At 43.6% G+C, this 16,843-nt stretch carries 11 protein-coding genes and 1 tRNA gene; 6 read left to right on the top strand and 6 right to left on the bottom strand.

Going from position 1 to position 16,843, the window contains the following annotated elements; genetic code table 11:
• The first annotated feature begins 2 nt into the window (after nt 1-2).
• Nucleotides 3-2,678, top strand: coding sequence for a glycoside hydrolase family 2 TIM barrel-domain containing protein (locus tag DW862_RS00260; protein WP_120067074.1), 2,676 nt, complete (start codon nt 3-5; stop codon nt 2,676-2,678).
• Nucleotides 2,679-2,695: 17 nt separating this feature from the next.
• Nucleotides 2,696-3,493, top strand: coding sequence for a sialate O-acetylesterase (locus DW862_RS00255; protein ID WP_120067073.1), 798 nt, complete (start codon nt 2,696-2,698; stop codon nt 3,491-3,493).
• A 420-nt stretch (nt 3,494-3,913) separates the two neighbouring features.
• On the opposite strand, the gene DW862_RS00250 is transcribed toward DW862_RS00255, so the two are convergent.
• Nucleotides 3,914-3,986 (bottom strand) — tRNA-Met (locus DW862_RS00250).
• A 237-nt stretch (nt 3,987-4,223) separates the two neighbouring features.
• On the opposite strand from DW862_RS00250, the gene DW862_RS00245 reads away from it, so the two are divergent.
• The 4 genes from DW862_RS00245 to DW862_RS00230 all read left to right on the top strand — a co-directional run bounded on the left by DW862_RS00245 (nt 4,224) and on the right by DW862_RS00230 (nt 8,747).
• Entirely contained in the window at nt 4,224-4,814 is a 591-nt protein-coding gene (locus DW862_RS00245) for a TetR/AcrR family transcriptional regulator (RefSeq protein WP_120067072.1), read from the top strand.
• 16 nt (nt 4,815-4,830) lie between these two features.
• Nucleotides 4,831-5,577: a 3-oxoacyl-[acyl-carrier-protein] reductase gene (fabG, locus tag DW862_RS00240; RefSeq protein ID WP_120067071.1), complete on the top strand. Its 747-nt coding sequence runs from the start codon at nt 4,831-4,833 to the stop codon at nt 5,575-5,577.
• Nucleotides 5,578-5,586: 9 nt separating this feature from the next.
• A complete protein-coding gene (locus DW862_RS00235) occupies nt 5,587-6,258 on the top strand; it encodes an RluA family pseudouridine synthase (RefSeq protein ID WP_120067070.1) in 672 nt (223 codons plus the stop codon).
• A gap of 218 nt (nt 6,259-6,476) precedes the next feature.
• On the top strand, nt 6,477-8,747 hold the full coding sequence (locus DW862_RS00230) for a GH92 family glycosyl hydrolase (RefSeq protein WP_117684356.1): 2,271 nt from the start codon (nt 6,477-6,479) through the stop codon (nt 8,745-8,747).
• A 301-nt stretch (nt 8,748-9,048) separates the two neighbouring features.
• Here DW862_RS00230 and DW862_RS00225 read toward each other — a convergent pair whose 3' ends face one another.
• The 5 genes from DW862_RS00225 to DW862_RS00205 all read right to left on the bottom strand — a co-directional run bounded on the left by DW862_RS00225 (nt 9,049) and on the right by DW862_RS00205 (nt 16,688).
• A complete protein-coding gene (locus DW862_RS00225) occupies nt 9,049-10,209 on the bottom strand; it encodes a glycoside hydrolase family 130 protein (RefSeq protein ID WP_165861861.1) in 1,161 nt (386 codons plus the stop codon).
• Nucleotides 10,210-10,686: 477 nt separating this feature from the next.
• Nucleotides 10,687-12,132, bottom strand: coding sequence for a glycoside hydrolase family 125 protein (locus DW862_RS00220; protein ID WP_120067069.1), 1,446 nt, complete (start codon nt 12,130-12,132; stop codon nt 10,687-10,689).
• Nucleotides 12,133-12,191: 59 nt separating this feature from the next.
• The gene (locus DW862_RS00215) at nt 12,192-13,349 is read right to left on the bottom strand and encodes a glycoside hydrolase family 76 protein (RefSeq protein ID WP_120067068.1); all 1,158 of its coding nucleotides are present in this window, start codon (nt 13,347-13,349) and stop codon (nt 12,192-12,194) included.
• A 52-nt stretch (nt 13,350-13,401) separates the two neighbouring features.
• Complete coding sequence (locus DW862_RS00210) at nt 13,402-14,352, bottom strand: endonuclease/exonuclease/phosphatase family protein (protein ID WP_120067067.1); 951 nt, start codon at nt 14,350-14,352, stop codon at nt 13,402-13,404.
• A gap of 53 nt (nt 14,353-14,405) precedes the next feature.
• Nucleotides 14,406-16,688, bottom strand: a complete 2,283-nt coding sequence (locus DW862_RS00205; RefSeq protein WP_120067066.1) for a GH92 family glycosyl hydrolase — start codon at nt 16,686-16,688, stop codon at nt 14,406-14,408.
• Nucleotides 16,689-16,843: the final 155 nt, after the last annotated feature.

The following is a 16,843-nucleotide window of genomic DNA, read 5'->3' as shown; positions in this document are numbered from 1 at the left end:
TTATGAAGAAGTTATTCTATATCTTTATTCTATTGTTTATTGTGGGATGGGCGCAGGCACAGCAACGCGTGGTATACACCATCAACGACGGATGGAAATTTACAAAAGGATCTCCGTTTGAAGCACAACTGACTGGCTGTGACGACTCTTCATGGGAGACGGTCAATATACCTCATACCTGGAATGATAAAGATGCAGACGATGAAACTCCGGGGTTCTATCGGGGGCCGGTCTGGTATCGAAAACAGTTGTTTATAGACAAAAGCCAGGAGGGACGTCGGGCAGTGATCTACTTTGAAGGAGCCAATCAGGAAGTACGATTCTACCTGAACGGCCAGTTCGTTGGGGAGCACAAAGGAGGGTATACCCGCTTCTGTTTTGACATCACTCCCCATTTGCGTTATGGACAGGAAAACCTGTTTGCCATTTATGTAAACAATGTCTATAATCCGAATATTCCCCCCTTATCTGCCGATTTTACTTTCTTTGGCGGTATCTACCGGGATGTCTATTTGCAGTTTATGAATCCGGTGCACATTGCAACGAATGATTATGCTTCGTCGGGAGTTTATATCCGTACCCCCGAAGTGAATAACTCCGCTGCTTCGGTAGAAATCACTACGCTACTGACAAACGATATGTCCCAGTCTACGGAAATCAGGGTGGAAAATATAATCTGTGATGCGGATGGCAAGGAAGTGAAAAAAACGCAGGCAGAAGTAAAACTGGCAGCCGGCGAGACGAAGACGGACATCTCCAAAAAGATAAAAATAGATTCCCCTCGTCTATGGGATATAGACGATCCTTATCGCTATATGGTATATACCCGTATTCTTGATAAAAGAAAGGGTACTTTGCTGGATGAAGTGGTGAATCCGTTAGGTTTGCGTTGGTTCAAGTTTGATTCGGAAAAAGGTTTTTTTCTGAATGGCAAAGGACGCAAACTGATCGGGACTGCCCGCCATCAGGATTATTTTCAGAAAGGAAATGCTTTGCGTGACGAATTGCACGTACAGGATGTATTGCTATTGAAGGAGATGGGAGGAAACTACCTGCGTGTATCACACTATCCCCAAGATCCGGTAATCATGGAAATGTGTGATAAACTGGGCATTGTGACTTCGGTTGAAATTCCCGTCGTTAATGCTGTTACAGAAACCGAAGAGTTCCTGCATAATTCCGTTGAGATGGCGAAAGAGATGGTACGTCAGGACTTCAACCGTCCTTCCGTAATGATTTGGGGGTATATGAATGAGATTTTCCTGCGTCGTCCCTATACCGAAGGCAAACAGTTGGAAGATTACTACCGTTTCACGGAAAAAGTAGCCCGTGCCTTGGAGGCGACTATCCGTGAGGAAGATCCTTCAAGATATACGATGATGGCTTATCACAATATGCCTCAATACTACGAAGATGCTCATCTCACCGAAATCCCGATGATTCAGGGATGGAACTTGTATCAAGGTTGGTATGAACCGGATATCAATGAGTTCCAGCGTTTGCTTGATCGTGCCCATAAAGCATACAAAGGGAAAGTGCTGATGGTAACGGAATATGGACCGGGAGTGGATCCGAGAGTTCATTCGTACCAGCCGGAACGTTTTGACTTCTCGCAGGAATATGGACTGGTATATCATAAACATTACCTCAATGAAATGATGAAACGTCCGTTTATAGCCGGTTCCAGTCTGTGGAATCTGAATGATTTTTATTCCGAATCCCGTGTAGATGCTGTTCCTCATGTAAACAATAAAGGCGTTGTCGGGTTAAACAGAGAGAAGAAAGATGTTTATTGGTTCTATAAGACAGCCTTGTCACGTCGTCCGATACTTGTCATTGGTAATCGGGAGTGGAAAAGCCGTGGGGGAGTGGTGAATACGGCGCAGAAAGAATGTATTCAATCCGTTCCTGTATTCTCTAATGCGGAAGAAGTCGAGCTGTTTGTGAATAACAAGAGTCTGGGAAAGAAAAAGATAGAAGATAATTATGCTTTGTTTGATGTACCGTTTGTGGGTGGAGAGAATTTGCTGGAAGCTGTTGCTGTGACTGGTGATAACAAGTTGCGTGATATGCTTCGGATTCAGTTCCAGTTAGTAGGCTCGCAGTTGAAAGACGAAGCTGTGCCATTTACGGAATTAAATGTAATGTTAGGTTCTCCGAGATATTTTGAAGATCGTGCGGCAAACGTAGCATGGATTCCCGAACAGGAATATAAGCCCGGTAGCTGGGGATTTATCGGTGGAACATCCTATCGTCGTCAAACAGGATTCGGCACCATGCTTGGTTCGGATATTGATATTCACGGAACGGACATGAATCCAATCTTCCAGACCCAACGCGTTGGAATAAAATCTTTTAAGGCTGATGTGCCGAATGGAGAATATTCCGTATATTTGTACTGGGCAGAATTGGAGTCAGACAAAGAAAGAGAAGCATTGGTTTATAATCTGGGAGCTGACTCGGAACAAACATTTGCCGGAAATCGCAGCTTTGGTATTTCAATCAATGGAACAACCGTTTCAGATGATTTCAACGTAGCCCGTGATTACGGATATGCCCGTGCTGTTATCAAAAAGTTTGTAATAACAGTAAAGGACGGAAAAGGAGTAAGTGTCGACTTTCATAAAAAAGAAGGAGAACCTATTCTGAATGCTATCCGTATTTATAGAAATTATTAATCATAAACACAGTTCGTATGCTTAGGTCTATTTATTTACTGTCTTTTTTCCTCCTGCAATCCCTGTTTGCTTTTGCAGGAAATGTAAAGGAAGATGTTCCATCCACTTTTGATTTGTATGTATGCATCGGTCAATCCAACATGGCGGGGCGTGCAACATTGACTCCGGAGGTCATGGATACGCTGCGAAATGTATATCTATTGAATGATAAGGGGAATTTTGAACCGGCAGTAAATCCTCTCAATCGTTATTCGACAGTCCGTAAAGACCTGTCGATGCAACGCTTGGGACCGGCTTATGGTTTTGCCAAAGAAATGACGCGGAAAACGAAACGCCCTCTCGGACTGGTAGTAAATGCGCGTGGTGGCTCTTCTATCAACTCTTGGCTAAAAGGCAGTAAAGATGGATATTATGAAGAAGCCCTCTCCCGGATTCGGATTGCGATGAAACAGGGAGGTGTTTTGAAAGCGATCCTTTGGCATCAGGGAGAAGCCGATTGTTCCAATCCGGAAGCATATAAACAAAAACTGATTTCTTTGGTGAAAGACCTGCGGGAAGATTTAAACATGCCGGATCTACCGGTTGTTGTCGGACAGATTTCTCAATGGAACTGGACGAAGAGAGAAGCGGGGACTATTCCCTTTAATCAGATGATTAAAAAAGTATCTTCATTTATTCCCTATTCCGATTGGGTGTCGTCGAAAGGATTGGGATGGTATAAAGATGAGAAGGACCCTCATTTTAATACAGAAGCACAATTATTGTTAGGAAAACGTTATGCGGAAAAGGTATGGAAGTTCTGTAAGCATAAATAAGATCAACCGGGAATCTCTGTTGGCGGTACTATATGAATAAACGTGAGATCGCTGATTGATGTAGAAAAACTAGTGACGGTATATGTTCAGGATACTAACGGTATCGCTGTCATATACCGTCACTATTTGCATTGGATAGCGTCATTCTTTTTTTATGTAGAATGGCTTATTTATGGCAACTTTTTTAATTCCCTCAATGAACTTTTTATGCCCCATCTTAGGTTGTGAATAACTAAATACTGCCTTGTTGATAGAAAAGGGGACTATTAGGTTAATTGTTTAATTATAAATTAATTAACCTGTTAATAACTTTGTTGATATCCTTGTTGATAACTGAAATGAGGTTGTGAATAAAGTCAGTAAAGAAGAGTTGTCATAAAAAAGAAGAACCGCATTTCTGCGATTCTTCTTTTTCTTTAGTTGCGGAGATCCGACTCGAACGAATGACCTTTGGGTTATGAGCCCAACGAGCTACCAACTGCTCCACTCCGCGATGTTTAACGGGTGCAAAGGTACGGCTTTTTTTGAAACAAACAAATAATTCGCTGAATATTTTTCGAATAAATCATCACTTTTTTCTTATTAGGTTGAGAATGAACGAAATAATGATGAAACTTTTTCTTAGCACCTATTAATATACAAATGTTAATATTCTCTCTGTTTTCTTGTATGGTCTAAAGAAAAGAATTACTTTTGCTCAAAATATTCAGCAATGTGCAATTTGTAACCTATGACCGTATCCAAGACAAAAGCCAAGTTAGTAGATGTAGCCCGTCAGCTTTTTGCGAAGATGGGGGTAGAAAATACGACTATGAACGATATCGCTCTTGCTTCTAAAAAAGGGAGACGAACGCTCTATACTTATTTTAAAAGTAAGGATGAAATCTATTTGGCTGTTGTGGAATCGGAATTGGATATATTGTCGGATATGATGAAGCGGGTAGCCGAGAAAAACATTTCTCCGGACGAAAAACTGCTGGAGCTGATATATACCCGATTAGATGCAGTGAAAGAGGTGGTCTATCGGAACGGGACGTTGCGTGCTAACTTTTTCCGTGATATATGGCGGGTGGAGAAGGTGCGTAAGAAATTCGACGCAAAGGAAATACAGTTCTTTAAGGCAGTTCTTCTGGAAGGACAGGCAAAAGGAGTTTTCCATATTGACGATGTGGAGATGACTGCCGATTTGATACATTATTGTGTGAAAGGTATTGAAGTTCCTTATATTCGTGGACATATAGGTGCACATCTGGATGAAGATACAAGAAATAGATATGTGTCCAACATTGTGTTTGGCGCACTGCATAGAACAGAAATTTAATTAAATAACTTTTAGTATGGGATTATTAGACGGAAAAACAGCCATTGTAACCGGTGCAGCTCGCGGTATTGGTAAGGCTATCGCTCTTAAGTTTGCTGCCGAAGGCGCAAACATCGCATTTACTGACCTTGTCATTGACGAAAATGCAGACAATACAGCTAAAGAATTGGAAGCAATGGGCGTGAAAGCCAAAGGTTATGCTTCTAACGCTGCTAACTTTGAAGATACTGCAAAGGTCGTAGAAGAAATCCACAAGGACTTCGGACGTATCGATATATTGGTAAACAATGCCGGTATCACTCGTGACGGCTTGATGATGCGTATGAGCGAACAGCAATGGGATATGGTAATCAACGTGAACCTGAAGTCTGCATTTAACTTCATCCACGCTTGTACACCTATCATGATGCGTCAAAAAGCTGGTAGTATTATCAATATGGCCTCTGTTGTAGGTGTTCACGGAAATGCAGGACAGGCTAACTATGCTGCTTCTAAAGCAGGTATGATTGCATTGGCTAAGTCTATCGCACAAGAGTTGGGCTCTCGCGGTATCCGTGCCAACGCTATCGCTCCGGGATTTATCCTGACAGACATGACAGCTGCTCTTTCTGACGAAGTAAGAGCTGAATGGGCAAAGAAAATACCTTTGCGTCGTGGTGGTACTCCTGAAGATGTGGCAAACATCGCTACCTTCCTGGCTTCTGATATGTCTTCTTATGTATCAGGTCAAGTGATTCAGGTAGATGGTGGTATGAATATGTAATCGAACAGAATGACTGTTGTATACGAAGACAACCATATCATTGTAGTCAACAAGACCGCTTCCGAGATTGTCCAGGCAGACAAGACGGGGGATACGCCGCTTTCGGAGACTGTGAAGCAGTACCTGAAAGAGAAGTATCAGAAACCCGGAAATGTTTTCCTCGGTGTGACACACCGGCTGGACCGCCCCGTAAGCGGTCTTGTTATTTTTGCCAAAACGAGTAAGGCGCTGACAAGGCTCAACGAAATGTTTCGCACCAGTGAGGTGAAAAAGACTTATTGGGCAGTCGTGAAAAATGCGCCGAAAGAACCGGAGGGGGAATTGGTACATTTCCTTGTGCGCAATGAAAAGCAGAATAAAAGTTATGCATACGACAAGGAGGTGCCGAACAGCAAGAAAGCGATCTTGCATTACCGGTTGATTGGTCATTCGGAGAATTACTTCTTACTCGAAGTTGATTTAAAAACCGGGCGGCATCATCAGATCCGTTGTCAGCTGGCAAAAATGGGATGCCCTATCAAGGGAGATTTGAAGTATGGTTCTCCACGCTCCAATCCGGACGGGAGTATTTGCCTGCATGCCCGGAGAGTGAGATTCATACATCCTGTCTCCAAAGAACTGATAGAACTTGAAGCTCCTCTTCCCGAAGGAAACTTATGGAAAGGATTCGCCATAGATTAACACGGATTTCCACAGATTCATCTATTATGTTATTTATAGACGGTACGCAGTTTTTCTGTGGAAAACCGTGTAAATTTGTGGTTGGAACTTGCCAAAAGAGTAAACCTGCCTGCCATTTTTCTTGTAAGCTCTAGCGACAGTTAGTTAATTCCTAAATAGGTAGTATATTTGCATCATTCGCTAACTATAATTTTCAATCATACCAAAGAAAAATACGAATGAAAGCATTTAAACTACTTGCACTTACTTCCTGTGTCTTGCTTGCAGCGGGAAATGGAGTAGCGCAACAGAACTATTCAAAAAGTGAAGGATTATTGCAGTACGTCGATCCGTATATCGGATCCGGTTATCATGGACACGTCTTTGTTGGGACGAGTGTTCCGTATGGAATGGTACAGCTGGGCCCTACCAATATCCATAAAGGTTGGGACTGGTGCTCGGGTTATCATTATTCCGATAGTATTTTAATCGGCTTTTCACATACCCATTTGAGCGGTACGGGTTGTACTGACTTATGTGATATTCTCATCATGCCATTGAATGAGATCCGTACCCCCAGAGGCAATCAGGATGATATACGTGATGGGTATGCTTCCAGATATTCTCATGCGAATGAAATCGCCCGTCCCGAATATTACTCTTTGCTTCTCGACCGTTATAATATCAAAGCCGAGCTGACAGCTACAGATCGTGTAGGCTTCCATCGTTATACTTATCCCGAAGGAAAACCGGCTTCCATATTGATCGACTTACGTGAAGGAAACGGATCGAATGCTTACGACAGCTATATCCGTAAGGTAGATGATTATACGGTAGAGGGGTATCGCTATGTGAGAGGCTGGAGTCCTTCCCGCAAAGTTTATTTTGTGTTGAAAAGTGATAAAAAGATAGAGCAGTTTACTGCCTATGACGATAATGCTCCGCAACCTTGGGACCAACTGAAAGTGGCATCGGTGAAGAGTGTCCTTACTTTTGGCAACGTGAAAGAAGTGAAGATAAAAGTCGCTCTTTCTTCTGTCAGCTGTGACAACGCAGCGATGAACCTGCAATCCGAACTTACTCACTGGGATTTTGATAAGGTGGTGGATATGAGTGCCGACCGATGGAACAAGCAACTGGAGAAGATGACAGTAGAGACTGATGATGAGGCTTCCAAGCGTGTATTCTATACCGCCCATTATCATACTATGATTGCCCCTACGCTTTTTTGCGATGTGAATGGAGAGTATAGAGGGATGAATGACATGATTTACACAGACCCGAAGAAAGCCAACTATACGACTCTTTCTTTATGGGATACCTACCGTGCATTAAATCCTTTGATGACTATTACTCAACCTGAAATGGTTGACCATGTAGTCAATTCGATGATTTCCATCTATCGTCAGCAGGACAAACTCCCTATCTGGCCTTTGATGAGTGGAGAGACCGATCAGATGCCGGGGTATAGCTCCGTGCCGGTGATTGCCGATGCATATCTGAAGGGATTTACCGGGTTCGATGCGGAAGAAGCATTGCAAGCAATGATAGCTACAGCTACTTATGAAAAGCAGAAAGGAGTACCTTATGTAGTCAAAAAGAGGTATATCCCTGCCGATAAAGTTCATGAAGCTACTTCCATAGCCATGGAGTATGCAGTGGACGACTGGGGAATTGCCGCTATGGCACGTAAGATGGGAAAGGCAGAAGATGCTGAAACTTTCTCAAAGCGTGCTCATTATTACAAGAACTATTTTGATTCTTCAATCCATTTCATTCGTCCGAAATTGGAAGACGGCTCTTGGCGTACTCCTTATGATCCGGCACGTTCCATCCACACAGTTGGAGATTTTTGTGAAGGAAACGGATGGCAATATACTTTCTTTGTACCACAAGACCCGTACGGGCTGATTGCCTTGTTTGGCGGTGACAACCCCTTTATTACTAAACTTGATAATTTCTTCACCAACAACGACAGTATGGGGGAAGGAGCATCGAGCGACATAACCGGATTGATCGGACAATATGCACATGGAAATGAACCGAGCCATCATGTTGCTTATCTTTATGCGTATGCCGGTGAACAATGGAAAACGGCGGAAAAGGTTCGTTTTATCATGAGCGATTTTTACACAGACCAGCCGGACGGCATCATCGGTAATGAGGATTGTGGCCAAATGTCTGCCTGGTATCTTCTTTCATCTATGGGACTCTATCAGGTGAACCCGTCGGATGGTGTATTTGTTTTCGGTAGCCCTTGTTTTAAGAAAGTAGAAATGAAGGTACGTGGTGGTAACACTTTTACTGTAGAAGCACTCAATAACAGCAAAGAAAATATCTATATCCAGAAAGTGTATTTGAATGGCAAGCCTTATGATAAGAGTTATATCACTTATCAGGATATAATAAATGGCAGCACATTGAAGTTTGTAATGGGGAAAAAGCCTAATAAGAATTTTGGTAAGGCTCCGGCAAACAGACCGGTTGTTTTGAATAAGATAAATGGATAAAGATGGCTTACTTATAAAAGACAGCTAATTGTTGAAAGGAGGAAGAAGCCTCCGACAATGAAAGAATAAAGCTGGTTCTCAATATTCAATTCAGTTTTCAATAGGTATTATAAGGCTTTCCGATTGTAGCATTTAATTCTGCTTCGGAAAGCTTTATTTTATACTAGAAACGGCTGAAAAGCAAATCCTTAACAAGAACTTACTGTTTTCAGCCGTTTTGGGGAATATAGTTTTAAGAAATAAGTTAGTCTTGATTATATCTTTCCTTTAAAAAAGAATGTAATCAAGACTATTTTTATAACTATGGAAGCGGATCAGCCTTTGCCGGTCGTTTCGGATCATAAACGGCTACTCCTACTTTGGAGTCAGCACAACCATAATACAAATACCATTTGTTTTTGAAGTAGACCATTCCTTCTATAAATACGGTTCCATCCACATATTGCCCGCTCTTTTCAAAGCTATCCATCGGACGGAAGAACGGTTCATCGAGACGGGTGATAAAGCGGGTAGGATTATTGGCGTCGAAGAGTGCTTGTCCGGCAGCATAGACATTGGCGGTATAGCGTTTGTCACCTCTTCCTGAATGGTTCTTACCATTATAAAGAAGGACGATTCCTTTCGGAGTGTAGATAGCCGGAGGTCCACATTCGGTGAGATGGCTGTCAAAGTAGCCGTCACGGGGAGAAAACAGCTTTTTTAGGGAGCCGTCAATATTGACAATAGGTGTCCAGTGGATTAAGTCATCGGAAGTAGCTGCGAATACATGCTCTTCTCCCCAGTACATAAAGTATTTCCCGTTGACTTTCTTGATAACCTGTTTCCCTTTAACAACTTCGGTCAGGATAGAGCCGGACTTACAACCCAGGTTGAAGAACTTTCCATCAAATGCTTTGGCAAAAGCAGGACCGTGTTTTGTCCAGTCTTTTAGGTTGCGAGAGGTCGCTACTGCCAGGCGAGGCACATGGCGATTCCATTGGGTGTACATCATTACATATAATCCGTCATCGGTTACGGCAATTCGTGGGTCTTCGCAGCCGCCGGGCCATTCCAACTCTTTTTGTGAATCATTATCCGGATAGAATACAGGAGTCTTTTCCCGTTGGAAATGTGTGCCGTCGGTAGAAGTGGCATAACCGAGGCGGGAAGTCCGGTGTCCGATACCGACACCTGATTTATCCTCTGCACGGTATAACACGACAATCTCACCATTGTAGAGTGTAGCAGCCGGATTGAATGTATCGTTCGATTCCCACGCAATAGAATCTTTGGTCAATGGACAGTAAAACTTGGTGTTTTCTATAGGAGATATTACCGGATTGACATTCTTTGGACGTTCGAAACCACCGAAAGCCCAATCGGGTAATTTGTTCTCTTTATGATTGGAGGACTGTCCGTAGGCAGTACAAGTCATCATGGTTGTAGCAAGTAGGAATAAAAAAGTTGATTTCATGTTGTTCATATTATATGGGTCATTTATTTTTTAGGAGTCATATACTCCCTACATATAAATTGGAAAATAAATTAAATGCTGTCATCTGTCACCTGACTGGGCATAAATGATTGATTATAAATATACTGCAGTGTGACAGCATGATGTGACGGCAAGGTGACGACAACTTTGCTGTCACCTTGTTGTTGAAAGCAAGGATTTTATTGTTTCTCTGCTATGTGGATACTTATTTCTCTATCCGGATTGGTATTCAAGGATTATCAGCCTATTACAGAAGAGAGAGTTTCAGTACTTGAAACTAAAAGTTCTATTGCTTGAAACTTTTGTTTCGTCAGCGGGAAACTTTGGTTTCACTTACTTGAAACTATGGTTTCAAAGGCGTGAAACTAAAGTTCTTCAACCTTGAAACTACTTTGGAAGCGTAAGCTTCAAGGTTAGAAACAGTTATCTCATAAGCGGGAATACAATAAAAAACATAATAGAAGACTATTGGATACTATTCAGTAAGTCTACTTTTCCTTCATTTACGAGTTTTAGGATTAGTTCTCCGAATAGCGTATTTTGCCATGCAAACCAGGAACGAGTAAAGTTCTTCGGGTCGTTCTTGTGGAAAGATTCATGCATGAACCCTGTTCCGGCATCCGTATCCATTAGCATTTTGATGCAGGTCTTGATTTCTGCGTCGTTTTGACTGGTAAATGCTTTCATCATAATACTCATGGGCCAAATCATGTCATATCCGATGTGCGGACCGCCAATTCCTTCGCCGGCAGTACCTTTGAAGAAGTAAGGATTATCTTCGCTCCATACAAACTTACGGGTATTCTGATAAATAGGATCGTTCACTTTCACATCTCCAAGATAAGGCAGGGCAATGAGACTCGGCACATTGGCATCATCCATTAACAGTTGGTTGCCGAAACCATCTACTTCGAAAGCATAGATTTTGCCATATTTCGGATGATTGTAAACCGCATACTGTTTCAGGGCTGCTTCCACTTCGTTCGACAGTGTAGTACATTCTTTAGCTAAATCAGGTTTCTTGTTGACCGTATTCAGAATTTCGGCAGCTTTGCGCAATGAAGTTACAGCAAAGAAGTTGGACGGAACGAGGAACTGGAAAGTTGTAGCATCATCCGAAGGACGGAAAGCAGAAGCAATCAGTCCGACCGGCTTTACAGGATTACCCCAGCCGTCGTTGGTCATCGTATCGAGTGCACGTTCCGTTTTACGTTGGAAACGATAAGGACCTTTCGGATCTTCTTTTCGTTGCTGTTCCTTAAACGTTTTCAGAACCTTGGCGATGGCTGTAAGCCATTCGTCGGAGAATATACTGGCATCTCCCGTCGTCTTCCAGTAATGATAAGCAAGACGGATAGGATAGCAGAGCGAGTCGATTTCCCATTTGCGTTCGTGCAGTTCGGGCTTCATGTCCGTAAGGTCGCTCATCCATTCGCCGCCTTCGGAATTCATGTTGAAAGCATTGGCATACGGGTCGATATTGATACACTTGAACTGACGTTTGATAACGCCGGCCAGCATCTTTTTCAGTTCCGCGTCTTTGTTGGCGAGTTGCACGTAAGGCCATACTTGTGCACCCGAATCGCGCAACCACATGGCGTGGATGTCACCTGTATAAACAAACGTATCGTCTTTACCGTCAAAATGAACAGTAGTGTCCAATGTGTTCGGGAAACAGTTTTCGAACATCCATGCCAAGCGGGCATTCGTCAGCAGTTGCTTGATATGCGCAATCTGTTGTTCCACAGCTTGCGAGACAAACAGACGTTTCGATGCTTCCGGGCGGTTCGTCTGATAGTTGTTGATTTGGGTATTATCTTGTTGGATGACAAAATCACTGTTCGTTATAGCCTGCATATTGCTAGCACCAAAGAGTGCTATGGACAAACAAAAGGCTTTAGTTATATTCATGGTAATAGTCTTTTTTTGTTGATTAGTATTGATTATGAAAGTGTTGCGGAGAAGAAGTGTTAAATCTCTGCAAAGAATTCAATAAGACAGGCATTGTCGAGCAGCCATTTATACTGTTCCTTGTTGTGTCCCGACCAATCCCTGCCTAATAATCCGTTTTCATCCCGGTAGTTTTCCCAGGCGTGAAGCGCATTTTCCACCATCGCATTGACATACGCCGGATTCTTGTCAATCTTATACAGAGCTTTCAGTCCTCTGAATAAGATCACGTTAAACCAGGCCATGTCTTTATGCACTTTGACAGTCGGGTCTTTCTTGTCGGCTTTTGTGCGGAAAAAGGCATCAGTTCCTGCGGCTGTCTGCTGTGCATCGCGCAAATACTGTTCATCTCCTGTTTCTTCATAGAGCAATACGCCCGCCTGAATCATCTGTCCACTGTTGTAGGCGTACTTCTCTTTGGAAACTTTCCCTTTCAGGTTGATGTTATCCCAGTAAAGATGGTCGGTAGGGTCGCACAGATGCTTTTTCGTCCAGGCATACGTCTCTTTTGCTTTTTCGAGGTATTTGGCATCCTTCGTCAGCCGGTACAACTTGACACCGAGCACAGTAGACGGTGCATTGGAACAAGTATGCTTCGCTTCCTTCTGCTGTTCACACCAAAAGATGCCACCGCCTATCTCATCGCTCCATCCACTGTAGATATATTGATACAATGCAACGGTTTTTTCCAAAGATGCAGGCTTGTGAGTCAGTTGGTAATAATCGCAATAGTCCAGTGCAATCCAGATGTTATCGTCATAATAACGTCCGTGCTGCCCGTACTTGGTGGGGTATGACTGATAACAGGCCGGCAAGCGACTGTTATCCCAATACTGCTCCATTCCCGGTAGAATTCTTTTCTCGAGAATCTTTTTGTACTTCTTGTTTCCGGTCGCTTTGTATAAAGCCACACAACCCGACATCATCCCGGAATACGGCCATAGAAAAGAAGCCTTCAGCGTTCCGTTCTGCTGCGTTCCGTCCGCCAGATAAGTAATTTTTTGGTCGGGATTGACAGGATACGTTTCTGTTAGTAGTCCGTCATTCGTCTGATAGAGATTCAATACATTAGATAGAATTGAGTCGGCAATAGAAAGATAACGGGTATTTCCCGGTGTCTTTCCCACTGCGGAGGTAAGGCAAAATAACATACAGGCTACAAAACATATATTTCTCATAGGAATATCGGGTTGTGTGGTGAAACTTTCAGGTTATAACTAGATACAAAGATTATTTCTGCTGACGCTGGTCGAACTCCAGTTCCACCTTTACGGGGAAATGGTCTGAAGGAGTGCGCGCCTGATAAGTCTTGATGTCGATTTCTTCCGGGCAATCGTTCGCCTGCTTCTTTTCTCCCTTGCCTACGATGCTGCGGTAAGTATCCGTCAGCACACCATATCTTTTCACATGGAAAGACGGAGAAACGAATATATGGTCGATACGGCTTTCCGTAAAGCTGTTCGGGTCGAAGTCGTTGAACGTGCCGTTGATAGCATAGCGGAAGCCGGCCTTCTCGTAAGAGTCGCACAACACCCCTTTGCTCACAAAAGCATCATAAGACTGGTGGGTCTGGTCGACATTGAAGTCTCCCGTCAGGATGGCCGGAAGCTCTTTGCCTTTGCCAAGTTCTTTCATCTTGTCCTGTACGAGGAATGCACTTTCCACACGTGCTTTCTTGCCGATATGGTCCATGTGCAGGTTGAAGAAAAGGAATTCGAAGCCGGTATCCTTGCATTTGAAGTGTCCCCAACTGCAAATACGCGGCAATACGGCATCCCATCCTTTGCTCGGCACGTCGGGAGTTTCCGACAACCAGAAATCACCTTTCTCTATCACGTCAAACTTGTCTGTGCGATAGAAAATAGCAGAATGTTCACCTTTCTCTTTGCCGTCGTCGCGGCCTACACCGATATAATCATAACCGGGTAATGCTTCTTTCATATCTTTCAGTTGATGAATAAAGCACTCCTGCGTGCCGAAAATATCGAAATCATGGTATTGCACTATTTGGGCAATGACCGGGTAACGTTGTCCCCAACCGTTTCCGTTGATTGAATCGCCACCGTTGGCGTTTCTCAAATTGTAGGAGGCAACGGTGATAGAAGTAGGCTGATAGTTACTTTGGCAACCGCAAAAGACGATCGCAACAAGGGCAATTAGTAAAAGGTTTTTCAGTTTCATGTTTTTATAGTTTGTTTGGTAGATAATTCATTGATCTCCAAAAGTACAATATTTTATTCAAACGAAAGAGAGTAAGGTACATCTTTTTCTGTGGTTCCCCGTTGTTTATTGGGCACGGGGCTCATTTGAAATTGAATATTAGCACCTTTAATCAGCTGGTCATGTGTAAGGAAATTACGGGTTTGTGATTTCCCGTTTACTTTCATTTCCTTGATGTAGCGGTTGTCAAGCTGGTTGTTATCTGCCTTGATAGTGATGGTCTTTCCGTTCTCCAAATGTAACTTCGCTGATTTGAAAAGCGGGGTTCCTATGATATATTCATCCGTTCCCGGGCAAACCGGATAGAAACCGAGTGCGGAGAATACATACCAGGCGGAAGTCTGTCCGTTGTCTTCGTCACCGCAATAACCGTCGGGACCGGCGGTATATAGTTTGTTCATAATCTCACGTATCCAGTATTGAGCTTTCCAGGGCTCGCTCGAATAGTTGTAGAGATATACCATGTGCTGAATAGGCTGATTGCCGTGCGCATATTGCCCCATGTTCATTACTTGCATTTCACGCATTTCGTGAATCATGCCGCGGCTTTCCATTCCCAGTTTACCTGGGATGACAAAGACGGAATCCATCATCGCGTTGAATTCTTTCTTGCCTCCCATCAGGTTGATAAGTCCTTGCGGGTCGTGGAATACGCAGAAGCTCCAGTGCCAGCTATTCCCTTCGCAAAATTCACCGCTCCAGTCCACTGCATCGAAATTCGGATTGAATACGCCTTTGTTGTCTTTGCCAACCATCAGTTTGCGTTCCGGATGATAGACATTTTGGTAGTTCAGCGCGTGTTTCTTATAAATGTCGATTTCGCTCTCCGGTTTACCGAGTTTCTTGCCTAATGTATAAATTGCCCAGTCGTTATATGCATACTCCAGTGTACGTGCAACGTTTTGTCCTATGCCGATATTGTTGGCAACATATCCCAGTTGGTTGTAAGACTCGTAACCGAGACGCCCCGAAGCAGTCCCGCGAAGATGTGCATTTGCTCCATGTTTCAATGCTTCCCAAAGAGTTTCGATATCATACCCGCGCAACCCTTTGATGTAAGCGTCGGCCACTACGGAAGCCGAGTTGTTGCCTACCATACAATCCCGATGTCCCGGGCTGGCCCATTCCGGCAGGAAACCGCTCTCTTTGTAAGCGTTTACCAGCCCCTCCTGCATCTTTTGATTCATTGACGGATACATCAGGTTGAGGAAAGGAAACAGACAACGGAACGTGTCCCAAAAACCGGTGTCGGTAAACATATAGCCGGGACGCACTTCACCGTTATAGGGGCTGTAATGCATGATTTCTCCCTTAGCGTCTATCTCGTAGAAACTGCGTGGAAAAAGCATGGAACGGTATAGACAAGAATAGAAGGTGCGCAGGTTATCAATGTTATCGTCTTCCACCTCTATCTTACTCATTTCACGGTTCCAGATCTCTCTTCCGTTCGCTACCAGTTGGTCGAAACTGTTTTTGCCAAGCTCTTTGAGATTCAACTCCGCCTGTTCGGGGCTGATAAAGGAGGAAGCAACACGTGCGTGTACGATTTCTCCCTTTTTCGTGGCGAATCCGATTACCGCACCTGTGTGGTTTCCTTTCGCTTCTGTTTCATTCGGAAGAATGTTGTTTTCGGAAACTGTGGAAACGAATGTGAACGGTTTGTCGAATTGAATCACGAAATAGTTTTTGAAGTTTTCCGGCACACCGCCGCTATTCTTGGTTGAATAGCCGATAATCTTGTTTTCTTCCGGAATCACTTTCACATAAGAACCTTTGTCGAAAGCGTCTACAATCACGTAGGCATTCTTTGTCTCCGGATACGTGAAACGGAACATGACGGCACGCTCCGTAGGAGCAAGCTCGGTTGTTACATCATGGTCGGCAAGGTACACCTTATAATAATAAGGTTTGGCAACTTCCGCTTTGTGAGAGAACCAACTGGCGCGTCGGTCTTGATCGAATACCAGTCCGCCGGTGATAGGCATGATGGCAAACTGCCCGTAGTCGTTCATCCAGGGACTGGGCTGATGTGTTTGTTTGAATCCCCGGATTTTGTCGGCATCATACGTGTACGCCCAACCGTCTCCCATTTTACCGGTCTGCGGTGTCCAGAAATTCATTCCCCACGGCAATGCCGTAGCCGGATACGTGTTTCCGGTAGACAGTTCAAACTTGGATTGAGTGCCTACCAGTGTGCTGACATAGTCTACCGGATTCTTAACGGCAGAAGATTGCAGGCTGTACAACACGGCACCTCCAAGAAATAGCAAGTGTTTAAATGAAAAATGTGTTTTCATGAACAAATGAATTTATAGATTTGAAAATAATTTCTACGACGAAAATAGGGAGAAAAGGAATGTGCTTCTAGTAATAGAGTGGTTAAATCGCCTCTTGTCGCTAAAATTAACTACTCTGGCACGGAACTTAACTTATATTCCGGCCAAAAAAAAGC

Origin of the sequence: Bacteroides sp. AM37-9 (assembly GCF_003603455.1) — a bacterium.
Taxonomy (GTDB): domain Bacteria; phylum Bacteroidota; class Bacteroidia; order Bacteroidales; family Bacteroidaceae; genus Bacteroides; species Bacteroides xylanisolvens.
Note: the sequence above shows the minus strand (reverse complement) of the source record. Positions and strands in the feature narration are given on the sequence as shown.

What these genes read in the sequence shown, in the direction of transcription:
- DW862_RS00260 (WP_120067074.1), top strand. Translation starts at nt 3, where the DNA reads ATGAAGAAGTTATTCTATATCTTTATTCTATTGTTTATTGTGGGATGG.
- DW862_RS00255 (WP_120067073.1), top strand. Translation starts at nt 2,696, where the DNA reads ATGCTTAGGTCTATTTATTTACTGTCTTTTTTCCTCCTGCAATCCCTG.
- DW862_RS00245 (WP_120067072.1), top strand. Translation starts at nt 4,224, where the DNA reads ATGACCGTATCCAAGACAAAAGCCAAGTTAGTAGATGTAGCCCGTCAG.
- fabG (WP_120067071.1), top strand. Translation starts at nt 4,831, where the DNA reads ATGGGATTATTAGACGGAAAAACAGCCATTGTAACCGGTGCAGCTCGC.
- DW862_RS00235 (WP_120067070.1), top strand. Translation starts at nt 5,587, where the DNA reads ATGACTGTTGTATACGAAGACAACCATATCATTGTAGTCAACAAGACC.
- DW862_RS00230 (WP_117684356.1), top strand. Translation starts at nt 6,477, where the DNA reads ATGAAAGCATTTAAACTACTTGCACTTACTTCCTGTGTCTTGCTTGCA.
- DW862_RS00225 (WP_165861861.1), bottom strand. Translation starts at nt 10,209, where the DNA reads ATGAACAACATGAAATCAACTTTTTTATTCCTACTTGCTACAACCATG.
- DW862_RS00220 (WP_120067069.1), bottom strand. Translation starts at nt 12,132, where the DNA reads ATGAATATAACTAAAGCCTTTTGTTTGTCCATAGCACTCTTTGGTGCT.
- DW862_RS00215 (WP_120067068.1), bottom strand. Translation starts at nt 13,349, where the DNA reads ATGAGAAATATATGTTTTGTAGCCTGTATGTTATTTTGCCTTACCTCC.
- DW862_RS00210 (WP_120067067.1), bottom strand. Translation starts at nt 14,352, where the DNA reads ATGAAACTGAAAAACCTTTTACTAATTGCCCTTGTTGCGATCGTCTTT.
- DW862_RS00205 (WP_120067066.1), bottom strand. Translation starts at nt 16,688, where the DNA reads ATGAAAACACATTTTTCATTTAAACACTTGCTATTTCTTGGAGGTGCC.